Here is a 15,797-nt window from a genome sequence, read left to right as displayed (position 1 = left end):
AATTTAATGAAAATAATAGTACCAATGGCGGGACGTGGGTCTCGTTTAAGACCACACTCTTTAACCGTTCCAAAACCATTAATTCCTGTTGCAGGTAAACCAATCGTACATAGATTAGTTGAAGATATTGCCAAAATTTTAAAGCAACCGATAGAAGAGATTGCTTTTATTTTAGGAGACGAAGCCTTTTTTGGAGACGATGTTGTGTCGAGTTTACAAGAATTAGCACAAGGATTAGGCGCGAAAGCTTCGATCTACCGTCAGGATTTACCGTTGGGAACTGGTCACGCTATAATGTGTGCCAAAGAATCGTTATCAGGACCTGCAGTTATTGCTTACGCTGACACCTTGATTCGTGCCGATTTTGAGCTAGATCCAGAGGCTGATGCTGTAATTTGGGTAAAACAAGTGGATGCACCAGAAGCCTATGGGGTAGTAAAACTTAATGAGCAAAATGAAATCGTAGAATTGGTTGAAAAACCAAAAGAATTTGTGAGTGACTTAGCCGTTATCGGAATTTATTATTTCAAAGATGTAGCCGTACTCAAACAAGAATTGCAAAACGTATTGGACAACAACATCCAAAACGGAGGAGAATACCAAATCAACGACGGTATCAAAGGAATGATGGCCAAAGGCAAAGTTTTCAAAACCGGAAGTGTAGACGAATGGATGGATTGTGGAAACAAAAACGTAACTGTAGAGACCAATGGTCGTATGCTTGGATTCTTGCAGCAAGATGGTGTTAATTTAATTGATCCTTCAGCAAAATTAGAGAATGCTACTATTATTCCTCCTTGTTTTATTGGTGAGAATGTTGTTTTATCGAATGTAACTATCGGACCTAATGTATCTTTAGGAAAAGCTTGCCACGTTTTTGATTCAACCATCAAAAACAGTTTGATTCAAACGCACACTCACATCAAAAACGCAACCTTAGATAATGCGATGATTGGAAATCACGTTACCTATGATGGGAATTTTACAAGCATAAGTATTGGAGATTATTCGGTTTTAGAATAAAAAATAAAGTAAAATGAATCGTAGCATTGTAGCATTCTTGTTTATGGGATTCTTTGGAATTCCAACTTTCGTTCAGGCACAAGCTGAACCGGAAGAGATTGCTATGGCTACCAACGAATTTCAAGATTCTTTTTACGAAGCATTAAAGCAAAAGGGAATTGAGAATTATGATAAAGCCATAGTGGCTCTTGAAAAATGCTTGAAATCGCAACCCGATGATGCGACGATCCATTATGAGTTGGGCAAAAACTATTTAGCGTTAAAAAATTATGAAAGTGCTTATGCTTCTTTTGAAAAAGCAACAGCCATCGACCCCAAAAACAAATGGTTTTGGGTAGGAATGTATGACGTAACGTATGCCACAAAGAACTACACTAATGGAATTATAGTGTTAAACCAACTCATTGTTTTGGATCCAAAATTCAAAGAAGATTTGGTGAGTTTGTATATGGCTACAACCCAATACGACAAAGCTTTGGATTTAATCAACCAATTGAATGAAACGGTTGGAAAATCGGATCAGCGAGAAGCCTATAAAATCCGAATTTTATCGCAAGGAAAATATCAAAATACCGAAATAGACCATCTGATTGCACAAATCGAGAAATTTCCAAAAGAGGAATCCAATTATATCGATTTGATTTATCGCTACTCCAAAAATAATGAAGTAGAAAAAATGCTCGAAGTAGCCAAAAAGTTAGAACGAGAAATTCCTACTTCGGAGTGGGCGCAAGTAAGTTTATTTAAATTTCATATCGAGAAAAATGACGGTCCAAAAGCGGTTCAATCGATGAATGTAGTTTTGGCGAGTAAAAAAATCGATACTAAAATTAAGCATCGAGTATTGAATGAGTTTTTACTTTTCGCTGGAAAAAATCCACAATACGATGCTGATTTAGAAAAAGCAATTACAATGTTGGAGGCCGATCCAACGGTTCCTGTTGCCAAAGAAGTGGGTAATTTTTACTACAACAAAAAACAATGGGAAAAAGCAGCAAAATATTATGAAAAGGCATTAGCCACAGATCCTAATTTGCCATTAGAAACACCTATCTTGTTGCTGCAATCTTACACCGAAATGAAGCAATTTGAGGTATTGTCCAAAAAGGCACAATCCTTGTTAGAGCGTTATCCATCGCAACCTCATTTTTATTATTATGCTGGTTTAGGATACAACCAATTACAACAATTTAAAAAAGCAAAAGACGTGTTGGAAACTGGAATAGATTATGTGATTGAGAATCCAGTTTTAGAAACTAATTTTTATATTCAATTAGGCGAAACATTCAATGGTCTTGGAGATATGGCTAAAAAAGACTTCTTTTTTTTCAAAGCCAATCAATTAGTAAAAGAAAAAAAATAATGAAGAAATACGTATCGTTTTTTGTACTTATAGCACTGATTTCTTGTAAATCTAAATCGGGTGTGGTCATGACTGCACCAAAAGAAATCAAGAACACTAACAGTTCTGTCATCGAAAAATTATACCAAAACAAAAGTGATTTTTCGACTTTGTACATCAAATCTAGTGCAAATTATGCTGATGAAAAGATGTCACAAAATGTTACGGCAGAAATTAAGATAAAAAAAGATGAACAAATATTAGTGAGCGTTCGTTTTTTGGGAATTACTATGGCCAAAGCCTTAATTACACCAGAAGGAGTAAGCTATTACGAAAAAATTAATGGAAGTTATTTTGAAGGCGATTTTAAAGGCTTGAGTCAATGGCTTGGAACCGATTTGGATTATTCAAAAATTCAAAACTTGTTGGTCGGACAAGCAATAGATGATTTGACGAAAGGGAAATATAAAGAAACGCTTGAAGCAGATCAAAAGTATAAATTAGAAGATTTGTCTAAAGAAAACACCCAAAAATTCTTTTTTATTGATGCCCTAAAATTTGTCCTTCAAAAGCAAGAAATCACCCAAGCCAAAGAGGGTAGAAGTATAGAAGTTGCTTATGGTAATTTTGAGCAACATGCTAACGTTGTGTTGCCTTCTAATGTTCAAATAGTAGCACTGCAACCCAAAGGGAAAACCGAAATTAAACTCAATTATAACACCATAACAGTAAACGAAGCACTTTCTTTTCCATATAGTGTGCCAAGTGGGTATAAAAGAATTTTAATTAAGTAAATTTGAATCAAAACATTTTTGACATGCCAAAATTTCTCCTAAGTATATTTTTCTTGTGTTTGACTTCATTGGTTTGGGGACAGGAATCGCAGCAAGAAAAGTTAGAACAACGCAAAGCACAGATTCTTCAAGAAATTAGAGAAAATGAAAGTCAATTGCAGTCGGTTAAGAAAAAAGAAAAATCGGCAGTAACGGTGGTCATGTTGCAAGCCAATAAAATCAAATTACAAGAAAAGTTAATCAAAACCACTGAAAAGCAAGCCAAGATCTTAGGTAATGATATGTACATTAACCAAGTTAAGATCAATAAACTTAAAAAAGAGTTAGAAATACTTAAAGAAGATTATGCCAGAATGATTGTCAAATCCTATAAAAGCAGATCCGAAGAGAGTAGAGCGATGTTTTTGTTGTCTTCAGAAAATTTCTTGCAAGCCTACAAGCGAGCGCAATATATGAAACAATATTCGAGTTTCCGCAAAATGCAAGGAGAAGAAATTAAATCCAAATCACTCGAATTACAAGATTATAACGGCCGTTTAGCTATTCAGAAAAAGGAAAAGCAAAAGATTATTGCCGAAAGAGAAAAAGAGCGCTTAGCATTAGAAAAACAGAAGAAAGAACAATTACGTTTGGTCAATGCTATCAAGAAAGACAAAAACAAAATCATGGCTGCGATTCGTAAAAAACAATCCGAAACCAAAGCCATAGACCGTCAGATTGATCGTTTGATTAGAGAAGCTATTGCCGAGGCTAATAGAAAAGCAGCCAAAGACGGAACAGCAACAGGTGGCTCGTCCTCAAGAATAGCACTTACAGCTGAGGCTAAAATTTTGGCCGATAATTTTAGAGCGAATAAAGGCAAATTGCCTTGGCCAGTAGAAAAAGGATTTGTCTCCTTAGGGTATGGTAAACAGCCACATCCTGTGTACCCAACTCTTGTAATCAACAATAGTGGAGTAGAAATTACTACAGATGCTGGATCTTATGCACGTTCAGTTTTTGCTGGAGAAGTGACTAATATTATGGTGCTTTCTCCTGTAAATAAAGCAGTAATGATTCAGCATGGAGATTGTTTTACAGTCTATCAAAACTTGAGTTCAGTATCGGTTTCTAAAGGGGATAAAGTAGGCATTAAACAAAATCTTGGTAAAATTAGAACCAATAGCGAAGGGAAAACCGTACTTAAATTTACAATCTCTCAAAACGCGACTTATAATAATCCAGCGAGTTGGTTATACAATATGTAATCTTTTTTTATGTTATACTAAAAGGACTATTTTTCTCTTAAGATTAAGTAGTCTTTTTTAATTGCTACTTTAGAAATAACTATTTTTGCAAAAAAAATAAAGCTTCATGCCTAAGTCTCTTTTTAGTATAGTATTATTTGGTTTTACCACTTTTATATTTGCCCAAAAATCCCAGCAAGAAAATCTAGAACTCCGAAAAGCTAAGATTCAAAAAGAAATTATTGCTAATGAAAAAAAACTATTGACCGTTAAAAAGAAAGAAAAAACGGCGGTAGAAGTTATGGATTTGCAAACGCAAAAAATAAAACTCAAAGAAACTTTAATTCAAACCACCGAAAAACAAACCCATTTGTTAAGCAATGATATGCAGACTAGTGAGTTAAAAATTGATCGTTTGGACAATGAATTGAGTTTGCTAAAGACAGATTATGCAGAAATGATTCTCAAATCCTATAAGAGCCGTTCAGAGGAAAGTAAAGCTATGTTTGTTTTATCATCTTCTAGTTTTTTGCAGGCCTATAAACGGTTGCAATACATGAAGCAATATGCCAATTTTCGAAAAGTACAAGGCCAGGAAATACAACTGAAATCCAAAGAATTAATGGGGTATTATGAACAATTAAAATCTCAAAAAATTCAGAAAGAACGTCTTATCGCCGAGAATGAAAAAGAAAAAAAATCATTAGAAGAAGCTAAAAATGAACAACAGAAAATTGTGAATTTGCTTCAAAAAGACAAAAAGAAGATTGCGGCTGATATAAAAAAGAAACAACAAGAAGCTCGTAATATCGACAGAGAAATAGATCGATTGATTCGAAAAGCTATAGCCGAGGCCAATAGAAAAGCAGCTTTGGCAAGAGCTGCCAAAGAAAAAGCACTTAAAGAAAAGGCTGCCAAAGAAAAGGCATTAGCCGATCGATTGGCAAAGGAAAAAGCTTTGGCTGAGAAAATTAAAAATGGTAGCAAAAAAGACACTAAAACCAAAGAAATAGTTGTTCCTGTTAAAGATAGTCCAAGCAAAGCGGTTGCTATTGCGCCAGTTTCGTCAACCAAAATGGAACTGACCTCAGAAAGCAAATTGGTTTCAGATAATTTTAAGGCCAACAAAGGAAGATTGCCTTGGCCAGTAGATCGCGGTGAGGTTTTTATTGGTTTTGGTACACAGGCACACCCTGTTTATAAAACCCTAACGATACAAAATAGCGGATTGTCAATTTCGACATATAGTGGTGCTCATGCGAGAGCTGTTTTTGCTGGAGAAGTGTTCTCGGTAATTGCTATTTCAAATAATAAAGCAGTTATGATTCAGCATGGAGATTACTTTACAGTGTACCAAAACTTGAGTACGATTAATGTTAGTAAAGGAGACAAAGTGAGTACCAAGCAAAGTTTGGGAACCATACGCACCAATTCTGATGGGAAGACTATTCTAAAATTTACTTTGTGTCAGAATGTAGTTTATGTGAATCCAAGACCTTGGTTATCTCCTAAATAATATTTGGTGTAGCTTTTCTTGCTTTTTTTTTTTACAATTGGTATTCAAAATTCCTTACTTTTGAGACCATGAGAATGTTGAAAGTTTTTTTTTGGATAATTTGGAGGATTTGGTTTTACATACTTATGGCCATTCCTATACTGGTGATGTTTCCTTTTTTGGTGATCTCCATCCTTACAGAGAGTGGGTATCCCTATTTTTTTAAGATGGCTCGGATTTGGGCAAAGGTTATTTTGTTCGGAATGGGTTTCAATTACAAAGTAAAACAAGAACCCATTATAGCGGCTAAGACGAGCTATATGATTGTGGCGAATCATACCTCGATGGCAGATATCATGTTGATGTTAGCTATAATAAAAAATCCATTTGTTTTTGTCGGAAAGCAGGAATTATCTAAGATTCCGTTGTTTGGTTTTTTCTATAAAAGAACTTGTATCCTTGTGGATCGTGGTTCTGCGAAGAGTAGGAGAGCTGTTTTTGAAGCCGCCCAACAAAGAATTAATAGAGGATTGAGTGTTTGTATTTTTCCCGAAGGCGGTGTTCCGGATGACGAATCAATTTTACTGGACGAGTTTAAAGATGGAGCTTTCAGGCTTGCGATTGAACATCAAATACCCATTTTACCCATTACGTTCCCTGATAATAAAAAACGTTTTTCCTATACTTTTTTTAGCGGAAGTCCTGGTTTGATGCGTGCACATATACATCCTATTCTTCAAACGAATGGATTGACAGGTGAAGCTAGAAAAGAAATAAAAGAGCGGGTTCGATTGATTATATTGAATAAGCTCTCTGATTTTGAAAAGAGAGAAAGTTAATTTAAGTTTTTCCTTATTTTAACACCTCTTGATTTTTAAATATTTCAGTACTCTGTTCATTTTTTTTTAAATACGCAATTCTCAGCGACTTAAATCGTAGGTTTTTTCTTTATTTGTTAAAGAATTGTCATAAAAAAAGCTATCAATTCACTAACAAATAGTGAATAGATAGCTTTTTATATTTTTTTGAATCGTTTATTCGTTAGCCAATTCTTTGATATGTGCTTTTATTTTAACTTCTAATTCGTCGGCTAATTCAGGATTATCTTTGATTAAAGTTTTTACAGCATCACGACCTTGACCTAATTTGGTTTCTCCATAACTAAACCATGAACCCGCTTTTTTGATAATTTCGAATTCTACAGCAAGATCTAAAATTTCTCCAGTTTTTGAAATTCCTTCTCCATACATAATGTCAAATTCGGCTACTTTAAATGGTGGAGCGACTTTGTTTTTTACAATTTTGACTTTGGTACGGTTTCCTAAAACATTTTCTCCGTCTTTAATTTGAGTAGAACGACGAATGTCCAAACGAACGGAAGCATAAAATTTCAAAGCGTTACCTCCAGTTGTAGTTTCAGGATTACCAAACATTACACCTATTTTTTCTCTCAATTGGTTGATAAAGAAAACTGTGCAATGTGTTTTGCTGATGGTTCCTGTTAGTTTTCTTAACGCTTGAGACATCAAACGAGCATGTAAGCCCATTTTTGAATCTCCCATTTCACCCTCTATCTCACTTTTTGGAGTTAAGGCAGCTACCGAGTCAATTACTACAATATCAATTGCTCCAGAACGGATTAGATTTTCCGCAATTTCTAAAGCTTGCTCCCCGTTATCAGGTTGAGAAATAATGAGGTTTTCAATATCTACTCCTAGTTTTTCGGCATAATTTCTGTCAAAGGCATGTTCCGCATCAATAAATGCGGCGATTCCTCCTGCTTTTTGAGCTTCGGCTATTGCGTGTAGGGTTAGCGTAGTTTTACCTGAAGATTCAGGACCATAAATTTCGATGATTCTCCCTTTTGGGTATCCATTAACTCCTAATGCTAAATCTATTCCTAACGAACCTGAGGAGATTGTTTCTACTTCTACAATGGCCTTATCGCCCATTTTCATTACCGTCCCTTTTCCGTAGGTTTTGTCTAATTTGTCAAGCGTAAGTTGTAACGCTTTTAATTTGGCTTCTTTGTCTGAACTCATCTTTTCTTTCATCTAATTTTTTGGTTTATAACTAATTTTTGGCGTATATGAATTTTTATATTATGAAATAACGAAATACTTTTAAAATAGTTAAGGTAAAAATACATTTTTTTTTAATGCTAATCGCGCTCTCTTTTAGTATTCAAAATAAAAAATAGCACGAGTTGATTTCTTAACTAAATAGTGCTTTCAATTCTGTAGCATCATGAGGATTCATTTTTCCAGCAAGTACCAAACTTAATTGTTTTCTGCGTAAAGCGGCATCAAATCGTTGTTTTTCTAATTCGGTTTCAGGAATAATTGGAGCCACTTCTACAGGTCTTCCAGTATCGTCAACGGCTACAAAGGTATAGATGCCTTCGTTTGCTTTATTTCGAAGCCCGGATTCGCGATCCTCAATCCATACATCAATATAGATTTCCATTGAGCTTTTGAATGATCTAGAGATTTTTGCTTCTACAGTTACTACGCTTCCAATAGGTACTGCTCTATTGAAGGCTACATGATTTACAGAAGCAGTTACTACTATTCTTCTAGAATGTCTTCTTGCCGCAATGCTGGCAGCGCGATCCATTCGTGCTAGAAGTTCTCCGCCAAAAAGATTATTTAATGGATTGGTTTCACTTGGTAAAACCAAATCTGTTAAAATGGTCAAGGATTCTGAAGGATGTTTTGGAATCATATAGGTAAGGTAAAATATTAAAATTAAAATTAGTTGAGCAAAAAAACAGCCATTACTGCTGGAACAAAATAGATTACTATGGTTCTTGCGCCATCATAATCCTTGGCCAAACGTTGTCCAAACAAAAGCATTAATAAGGTAAGGCAAGAAAATACAGCGCCATAATATCCGTAAAGTTTTTCGTTGGTTAGATATAATTCGATGCTTCCAACGATGCATAAAATCCCTGATAGTAGTTCTAAAATAAGAACGTTTGCTAAGGCCAAAGGCACTTGTTTTTTTAATGGTGTTTTGGCAAAGTGATCTTTAAGCCAAGCTACATTGTCCTTCCAGTAGAATATTTTGTCATATCCAGACTGTATGAACGTGATGGCCAGAAAGACAAGTAATAAAAGTGAGGCAGTATTGTGCATGATCGTTATTTTTTATGAATTAATCGAGTTAATTGGATGGATAAGTCGGTTAAGATTATTTTTGCGTTTCCGTTTCTTTCAATATGATACAAAGCCTCTGATAGTTGGGTAAAAATAGCATCAATGTTATTGCCATGTATGAAAGGCGCAAAATTCTCTAATTTAAATTTTTCAACTTTTGGACTTAGATAAACCAATTGCGGGGCTTGATAATTAAGTAACAAAGCTTGACGAAACATTTCGATACAGAATTCTAAGAATTTTTTTTGTCTTTCTCTTCCTAACTGAGCAATTTGTTCGCTCCACTGAATCAAATCCTGAATAGCGGCAGGATTGCCTTTGGCTTTAAAAGCAGCTCTAACCCAAACCACAAACCATTCTTCAAAGGCCAAATCATCAGCGTCTTGATGCAATAGATGTAGGGCTTTATTGTAATTTCCTTGTGCTTGATGGGCTATATTTTGAGCCAATTTTATATCCAAGTTTTGTAATTCAACCAAAGCCTGGGTGATATCATGCTCTGGAATTCCATTAAAATGAATGGCTTGGCATCTTGAACGGATAGTAGAAATTATGGATTCCTCATTTTCGGTTACCAATAAAAAAATCGTTTTTTCTGGTGGTTCTTCTAACAGTTTTAGTAATTTGTTAGCTGCTGCCGTATTGAGTTTGTCAGCCATCCAAACGATCATTATTTTATACCCACCTTCGTACGCTTTCAGGGCTAATGATTTAAGGATTTCTTGAGCATCATCTACTCGTATTTCACCCTGTTTGTTTTGTACCCCAAGGTAAGAATACCAGTCTAATAAACTTCCATATGGGTTTTGAAGTACGAATGCTCGCCAATCCGTTATAAAATCAATACTTTTTGGCTTACTTTTTACCTCTTCTGTACTAACGGTTGGGTAGACAAAATGGAGGTCTGGATGTGCTAAATTTTGAAACTTCAAATTGCGGCTTTCATTTCCATTTTGATTCTCACAATTGGTATTGTTGCAAAGAATATATTGTGCATAGGCTATAGCCATGGCAAGTGTTCCGCATCCTTCTGGTCCTACAAACAATTGTGCATGGGGAATTCTTCCGGATTCGGCGCTTTTAATTAAATGATTTTTAATGTGTTGTTGACCTAGAATAGATGAAAATAGCATAAAGCAAAGATAATAGAAATTGATTGAGACGAAAATTTTATGGATTAAACTTTGTGCGGATTGCTAAGGTCGCTTTTATCATTTTCTTTTGTAAATAATTACTGTTTATTAACAATTTAAAACTGTTAATATTTGGCTTCTTTCGCCTATATTCTTGTTAATATTAAGTTAATAAATTACGTATAAATACCTATTATACAAAATGTTAAGTGCTTTGTTTTATCGACAAACAACCACTTTCTTTAATTTATGTACTATTTTTTATTCATAAAATTATTGTGAAAAGTTGTGAGTTAAGTAAATTTGTTTATTTTTGTTATTAACATTTTAATTAACAAAAAAGAAAAGCATGAAAGGGAAAATTATTTTTTTTGGGTTAGTATTTTTATTAACTGTAGGAGTAGCTTCTGCACAAACTAAAGTTCCTCAAAGTATTATTAGTAGAACAGCTTTAGTAAAAAAATACTATACGAAGCCAGAATTGGAGCAGTTGCAAAAAGGTCCTCTTTTGGAGTTGTACATAGAAAGAATTAAAGTTTTAGTTAAAACGTTGCCATACATTGCATTGGTAAGTAAACCTGGCGTAACCTTAACTGATTTAGGTATTCCAGAAGATGCTAATAATACTAAAGCATTGACAGTGCAGTCAGAAAGTATGAATTCTTTCTTGGAAGTTACCGTTGAATTTCAAAGAAAAATGGTGCCATACGCAGATAAAGGAAATTTAATTTCTGCTATTTTGTTTTATGAAGAAACTTTAAAATCGTTGAATTCTTTAGGTGAAAACTAGAAGTAGTCAATAGACTTAACTTCCATTAATTTAACCAAATTGTTTTCAACTTTTGTCACTCTTTAAATAGATGTGAAAGATATATCCCCCCCCTAAATCTTAACCTCATGAAAAAAAGTATTCAAGTTTTAGCTTTATTGCTATTGGTTGTTTGTAGTGCAAATGCACAACAAGAGAAAGGCATCATAGGTTCTACAAATTGGTTGAGCAATTGGACAGAATTTAAGCCAGCTAAAGTGGATTATGGTGAAGCCAATCAAATTTTGGCTGGTACTATTTCTTCTAACACTAAATTGTTAAAAAAGAATATCTACCTATTGCAAGGTGCAGTTTATGTTAGTAATAATGCAGTCTTAACTATTGAACCAGGTACTGTAATTATTGGTGATTTTGATTCAGGAGCTGCTTTGATTATAACAAAAGGAGCTTCAATCATTGCTGACGGTTTAGAAACCGATCCTATTGTTTTTACTTCTAATCGTAGCGTTAAAAAGGCTGGTGATTGGGGAGGATTAATAATTTTAGGTGAGGCTCCAATAAACAAATTTGGTGGAGTAGCCTCTGTAAATTATGATTTAGATAATGCGATGACTGTTTACGGTGGTAGTAATCCTGCTGCAAATTCTGGAGTTTTACGTTTTGTTCGCATTGAATATGCTGGAAAAAAAGTAAAAGGAAGTGGTAATTTTAATGGATTATTTTTAGGTGGAGTAGGCAACAAAACCACTGTTGAAAATGTTATGGTAAGTTATTGTGCAGGAGATTCTTTTGAAGTGTATGGTGGTGATGTAGTCATGAATAAAATGATTTCATTAAAATCTAACGGAATTGACTATAAGTTTAATTATGGTGTTCAATGTAAAATAGATAATTCCTTAGCGATACGATCATCTTATATTTCTAGTAATACTTCAGCATCAAGATGTTTTGACTTGGCTTCATATGATCAAAAAAGCGAAGTTGATTTTAATAAAAAACAAACCAATATCGTTGCAAGTAATATGACATTTGTTAATGATAGTGATGATATAGCAGCGGATATTCAAAATGGTTTGATTAAAGATGCCGTGCGTGTTGCAGAAAACACCTTTTTAGAATTAAAGAAAAGTGTGATTTCAGGCTTTAATCCAGCTGTAGTTTTAGATGCCAAAATGGAAGTTACAGCACCAAATTTGAAAAAAATTAAATTAGAACAATTGTACATTAATTTCTGTAAAGGGAATATTTTTACCGAGTTTAACCCTGAAAATGAGGAGTTAGAAAATTGGTATGGCAATAGTGCCTTCTTTAATGTATATGATAAAAAGAATAACGCTGAGGCATTTATTGATTTCTCAAATGAAAAAAGACCAGATTTCAGATTAAGAATTTCAAAAATTACAGCTTCAAACAACAACTAGACTGTTTTTAAAAAAATAAAAACTTTGGTTGCACCCCAACAATCGAAGTTTTTATTTTTTTATTCAAAAACCTTGTAAAACCACAGATTTAAAACATGAAAAGGTACAATAAGGTCTTTTTTTTGGTACAATTTTTTTTTTATTTTTCAATTGGTTTTTTCCCATTTGTAAATAAAATTCAGGCACAAATCGCAATTGGAAAACCTACTTTCCCATTTACTCAGATTTGTGCAAATCCATCATTCAATACTTTCGATGTTACTTTTAGTTTCACTCCAACTAGTGGAATTACAGCTTCAAACCAATTTATTGTTGAGCTATCTGACGGTAATGGAAGTTTCGTAACACCTACGGTATTGCACACTTCAGTGGCGGGAGCGATAACGACTTCGCCAGCCAAAATTACATTTGCTGTTCCTGTGACCACAAGTGGAGAAGGCTATAGATTGCGTATTCGAAGTACTTCACCAGCAGCAACTAGTCAACTCTCCAATTCTTTTCCTGCCTACTATAAGCCACAAGACAGTCAATTTACCATTAACAATAACACCTCTAATGTGGTAATTTGCTCTGGAGGTTCCTATGTGCTTTCGATCGATAACCCTGGAGCTGTAACTAATGATTCTCCTTTAAAATATCCAGGACTTACCTTTAATTGGTTTAGAGATAACGGCCCTACAGTTTTACCAACTAAAGTAGCTTCTGCAACAGGTGCTAATTATACCGTAACTTCTCCGGGTGTTTATTATGCCGAGACCAATTATGGGACCTGTACTTCTGACTCATATTCTAATCGTGTTACCGTTACTTCATCTAATTCTGGCGCTACAGCTGTTATTACTTCAAGTTTGGGCAATCCTTTTTGTACTAGTCAAGGACCAACAATTTTGTCGGCTACTAAAGGAAACACTTATCAATGGTATAAAGACAACGTGGCGATTCCCAATGCTACAAATCAAACGTATTCGGCTACCACAGCTGGGCAATATAGTGTAAAAGTTGGTTTTGGTTCTTGTGATGCTAATGCGACTATAGATTTGAAGGAAGTATCCTTTACCAGTAGTTTAAATATTGCGGCTACTTATGCTATTGTTCCAGGTGAAAGTTTAGCAGTTGCGGTTACTACTAATGCTGTAAATCCAACGTTTAAGTGGTTTTTAAATGGTGTTCAAATACCCAATGTAACTTCAAATACGTATAGTGCTACTGTTAAAGGAATTTATAAAGTGACCATTACGCAACCTGGAAGTTGTACTGTAGCCAAAGATTTAACCTTTGAGGTAACCTATTCAACGGATCCGAATCCTTTTCCAGATGTAGCTGAGATCCCTAATGTGATTAGTCCAAACGGGGATTTTATCAATGATACTTGGATACTTCCTTTAGCGTATGTTAGTGGCACTAATACCGAAGTTTTAATTGTAAGTGCTTTGGGTGAAGTTGTGGTTCAAACTAATGATTATCAAAACGATTGGCCTTCGGTAACAAGCCCTACCGATTTTAAAAATGTTAATCCCATTTATTATTATATTATCACTACTCCAGATAAAAAGGTAAAAAAAGGGTCAATAACTGTGATAAAATAATATGAAGAAAATTTTACTATTCATTGCTTTTTTTTATGGTATGCACCACGAACTCTATGCTCAAGCTGTTCCGGCTGAGGATGGAGTTGTTTCGTTTTCCCTTCCGATACGAAATTCTTTAAAATACAATCGATTTGTAATCAATCCTACCTTTAGTTTTGTCCGTGAACAAAATACTGTAGCGACTATATATAGCAAAAGACAATGGGTTCAATTTGATAATGCTCCCACTACTTATTTTGCAAGCTATTCAGGACGTTTTTTAGAAAATCAAGGAGTAGGTTTAGGTGTTTTTAAACAAAATTATGGTGTACTTGCTACTTTTGGTGCGGTAGCCAACTTTACACATAATGTCATTTTAGAACAAGATAGTAACCTTACTTTTGGGTTAAATTTAGGTGCATATAAGAGTGGTTTGGATGCTGGAAAAGTCATCACAAACGGCATTGCGGATCCTTCTTTAAACAATATTCCTTCCAATTTTTTACTTACGGTTAGTCCAGGGATTAATTATGGAACTACTTTTTTAGATTTTGGTTTAGCATTAAATAATATCGTTAGTTACAATTTTGGTACTTCCAATATGCTTAAGGATGATCCAGAAAAAGCGATCCAAGCCCATATTATGTATACGGGATATTTGGATTCCTATGGTTTTTTCGATAAAAGTAAATTCTCTGCATTAGTACGTTCTGAGTTCAAAAAAGACAAAACGGTTGTTTCTGGATTGGCTATGTTTTCAATTCCTATGGGTGTTTGGGCACAAGCTGGATACAATAGCTTATATGGAGTCTCTGGAGGTATTGGTTTAAATATTACTTCTACTATTTCAATTGAATATAATTTTGAAAAGGCGATGGGTGCTTTCGATAATTTTGGTGCCTCACATGATATTGTTTTGGCCTACAAATTCAAAAACAAAACGTATTATTATGGAGATGATGAAGAAGAAGGTGCTTTAATTAAGCCAAATGAAGCTCCAACGAAACCTTCAGCAAAACCTATAAGTACCCAACCGAAACAAAGTACTTTGCTTTCTCCAGTCGATAAAGCTAATCTAGAAGCTGCTCGATTAGAAGCACAAGCGGCTAGAGAAGCCATGCGTCAAGCTAAATTAAAGGAAATAGCGGATGCTAAAGCGAAAGCTGATGCGGAAGCAAAGCAAAAAGCAGCAGCCGATGCTAAAGCCAAGGAGGATGCAGAAGCCGAGCTTCTTCGTCAAGAAAAACTAGCAGTGGATGCTAAGGCAAAAGCCGAAGCAGTGGCAAAACAAAAATTAGCCGCGGATGCTAAAGCCAAAGCTGACGCTGAAGCTGTGCGTCTTCGTCAAGCAAAATTAGCAGCGGATGCTAAAGCTAAAGCAGATGCAGAAGCCGAGCGTCTTCGTCAAGAAAAAATAGCTGCGGATGCTAAGGCAAAAGCTGATGCAGAGGCAAAACAAAAAGCAGCAGCGGATGCTAAAGCCAAAGCCGATGCAGAAGCCGAGCGCCTTCGTCAAGAAAAACTAGCTGCGGATGCTAAGGCAAAAGCTGATGCCGAAGCACAACAAAAAGCAGCAGCCGATGCTAAAGCTAAAGCAGATGCAGAAGCCGAGCGTCTTCGTCAAGAAAAAATAACTGCGGATGCTAAGGCAAAAGCTGATGCAGAGGCAAAACAAAAAGCAGCAGCGGATGCTAAAGCCAAAGCCGATGCAGAAGCCGAGCGCCTTCGTCAAGAAAAACTAGCTGCGGATGCTAAGGCAAAAGCTGATGCCGAAGCACAACAAAAAGCAGCAGCCGATGCTAAAGCCAAAGCCGATGCAGAAGCCGAGCGTCTTCGTCAAGAAAAAATAGCTGCGGATGCTAAGGCAA

Annotated in this window: 14 protein-coding genes; 10 read left to right on the top strand and 4 right to left on the bottom strand. The window is 35.3% G+C overall.

Going from position 1 to position 15,797, the window contains the following annotated elements; translation table 11 throughout:
- The first annotated feature begins 6 nt into the window (after window positions 1-6).
- The 6 genes from FLB_RS10350 to FLB_RS10325 all read left to right on the top strand — a co-directional run bounded on the left by FLB_RS10350 (window position 7) and on the right by FLB_RS10325 (window position 6,719).
- On the top strand, window positions 7-1,023 hold the full coding sequence (locus FLB_RS10350) for a sugar phosphate nucleotidyltransferase (protein ID WP_064715893.1): 1,017 nt from the start codon (window positions 7-9) through the stop codon (window positions 1,021-1,023).
- A 13-nt stretch (window positions 1,024-1,036) separates the two neighbouring features.
- The gene (locus FLB_RS10345; RefSeq protein ID WP_064715892.1) at window positions 1,037-2,386 is read left to right on the top strand and encodes a tetratricopeptide repeat protein; all 1,350 of its coding nucleotides are present in this window, start codon (window positions 1,037-1,039) and stop codon (window positions 2,384-2,386) included.
- Window positions 2,386-3,159: a DUF4292 domain-containing protein gene (locus FLB_RS10340; RefSeq protein WP_064715891.1), complete on the top strand. Its 774-nt coding sequence runs from the start codon at window positions 2,386-2,388 to the stop codon at window positions 3,157-3,159. Before FLB_RS10345 ends, FLB_RS10340 begins: the two co-directional genes overlap by 1 nt.
- 23 nt (window positions 3,160-3,182) lie before the next feature.
- Window positions 3,183-4,406: a murein hydrolase activator EnvC family protein gene (locus FLB_RS10335; protein ID WP_064715890.1), complete on the top strand. Its 1,224-nt coding sequence runs from the start codon at window positions 3,183-3,185 to the stop codon at window positions 4,404-4,406.
- Window positions 4,407-4,512: 106 nt separating this feature from the next.
- Window positions 4,513-5,901, top strand: a complete 1,389-nt coding sequence (locus FLB_RS10330; RefSeq protein ID WP_064715889.1) for a murein hydrolase activator EnvC family protein — start codon at window positions 4,513-4,515, stop codon at window positions 5,899-5,901.
- A gap of 68 nt (window positions 5,902-5,969) precedes the next feature.
- A complete protein-coding gene (locus FLB_RS10325) occupies window positions 5,970-6,719 on the top strand; it encodes a lysophospholipid acyltransferase family protein (RefSeq protein ID WP_064715888.1) in 750 nt (249 codons plus the stop codon).
- A gap of 195 nt (window positions 6,720-6,914) precedes the next feature.
- Here the strand turns inward: FLB_RS10325 and recA are convergent, their stop codons facing one another.
- From recA to FLB_RS10305, 4 genes are all read right to left on the bottom strand, one after another.
- The gene (gene recA, locus FLB_RS10320) at window positions 6,915-7,922 is read right to left on the bottom strand and encodes a recombinase RecA (protein ID WP_064716079.1); all 1,008 of its coding nucleotides are present in this window, start codon (window positions 7,920-7,922) and stop codon (window positions 6,915-6,917) included.
- Window positions 7,923-8,094: 172 nt separating this feature from the next.
- Complete coding sequence (locus FLB_RS10315; RefSeq protein ID WP_064715887.1) at window positions 8,095-8,604, bottom strand: acyl-CoA thioesterase; 510 nt, start codon at window positions 8,602-8,604, stop codon at window positions 8,095-8,097.
- Window positions 8,605-8,633: 29 nt separating this feature from the next.
- Window positions 8,634-9,017 carry a DoxX family membrane protein gene (locus tag FLB_RS10310; RefSeq protein ID WP_064715886.1) on the bottom strand — a complete coding sequence of 128 codons (384 nt, stop codon included), beginning with the start codon at window positions 9,015-9,017 and terminating at the stop codon, window positions 8,634-8,636.
- Window positions 9,018-9,022: 5 nt separating this feature from the next.
- A complete protein-coding gene (locus FLB_RS10305) occupies window positions 9,023-10,171 on the bottom strand; it encodes an ATP-binding protein (protein WP_064715885.1) in 1,149 nt (382 codons plus the stop codon).
- 349 nt (window positions 10,172-10,520) lie between these two features.
- Here FLB_RS10305 and FLB_RS10300 point away from each other — a divergent pair, with 349 nt between their 5' ends.
- The 4 genes from FLB_RS10300 to FLB_RS10285 all read left to right on the top strand — a co-directional run.
- Window positions 10,521-10,961: a hypothetical protein gene (locus FLB_RS10300; RefSeq protein ID WP_064715884.1), complete on the top strand. Its 441-nt coding sequence runs from the start codon at window positions 10,521-10,523 to the stop codon at window positions 10,959-10,961.
- Window positions 10,962-11,068: 107 nt separating this feature from the next.
- Window positions 11,069-12,361, top strand: coding sequence for a hypothetical protein (locus FLB_RS10295; RefSeq protein ID WP_064715883.1), 1,293 nt, complete (start codon window positions 11,069-11,071; stop codon window positions 12,359-12,361).
- A 95-nt stretch (window positions 12,362-12,456) separates the two neighbouring features.
- The gene (locus FLB_RS10290) at window positions 12,457-13,947 is read left to right on the top strand and encodes a gliding motility-associated C-terminal domain-containing protein (protein WP_064715882.1); all 1,491 of its coding nucleotides are present in this window, start codon (window positions 12,457-12,459) and stop codon (window positions 13,945-13,947) included.
- A 1-nt stretch (window position 13,948) separates the two neighbouring features.
- Window positions 13,949-15,797 (top strand): PorP/SprF family type IX secretion system membrane protein (locus FLB_RS10285; RefSeq protein WP_157490596.1); only part of this gene is annotated, 1,849 nt, incomplete at its 3' end.

It is taken from the genome of Flavobacterium succinicans (genome assembly GCF_001662485.1).
In the GTDB taxonomy this organism is placed as follows: domain Bacteria; phylum Bacteroidota; class Bacteroidia; order Flavobacteriales; family Flavobacteriaceae; genus Flavobacterium; species Flavobacterium succinicans_A.
Note: the sequence above shows the minus strand (reverse complement) of the source record. Positions and strands in the feature narration are given on the sequence as shown.

Coding starts and splice junctions, on each gene's coding strand:
- FLB_RS10350 (WP_064715893.1), top strand. CDS start 7: ATGAAAATAATAGTACCAATGGCGGGACGTGGGTCTCGTTTAAGACCA.
- FLB_RS10345 (WP_064715892.1), top strand. CDS start 1,037: ATGAATCGTAGCATTGTAGCATTCTTGTTTATGGGATTCTTTGGAATT.
- FLB_RS10340 (WP_064715891.1), top strand. CDS start 2,386: ATGAAGAAATACGTATCGTTTTTTGTACTTATAGCACTGATTTCTTGT.
- FLB_RS10335 (WP_064715890.1), top strand. CDS start 3,183: ATGCCAAAATTTCTCCTAAGTATATTTTTCTTGTGTTTGACTTCATTG.
- FLB_RS10330 (WP_064715889.1), top strand. CDS start 4,513: ATGCCTAAGTCTCTTTTTAGTATAGTATTATTTGGTTTTACCACTTTT.
- FLB_RS10325 (WP_064715888.1), top strand. CDS start 5,970: ATGAGAATGTTGAAAGTTTTTTTTTGGATAATTTGGAGGATTTGGTTT.
- recA (WP_064716079.1), bottom strand. CDS start 7,922: ATGAGTTCAGACAAAGAAGCCAAATTAAAAGCGTTACAACTTACGCTT.
- FLB_RS10315 (WP_064715887.1), bottom strand. CDS start 8,604: ATGATTCCAAAACATCCTTCAGAATCCTTGACCATTTTAACAGATTTG.
- FLB_RS10310 (WP_064715886.1), bottom strand. CDS start 9,017: ATGCACAATACTGCCTCACTTTTATTACTTGTCTTTCTGGCCATCACG.
- FLB_RS10305 (WP_064715885.1), bottom strand. CDS start 10,171: ATGCTATTTTCATCTATTCTAGGTCAACAACACATTAAAAATCATTTA.
- FLB_RS10300 (WP_064715884.1), top strand. CDS start 10,521: ATGAAAGGGAAAATTATTTTTTTTGGGTTAGTATTTTTATTAACTGTA.
- FLB_RS10295 (WP_064715883.1), top strand. CDS start 11,069: ATGAAAAAAAGTATTCAAGTTTTAGCTTTATTGCTATTGGTTGTTTGT.
- FLB_RS10290 (WP_064715882.1), top strand. CDS start 12,457: ATGAAAAGGTACAATAAGGTCTTTTTTTTGGTACAATTTTTTTTTTAT.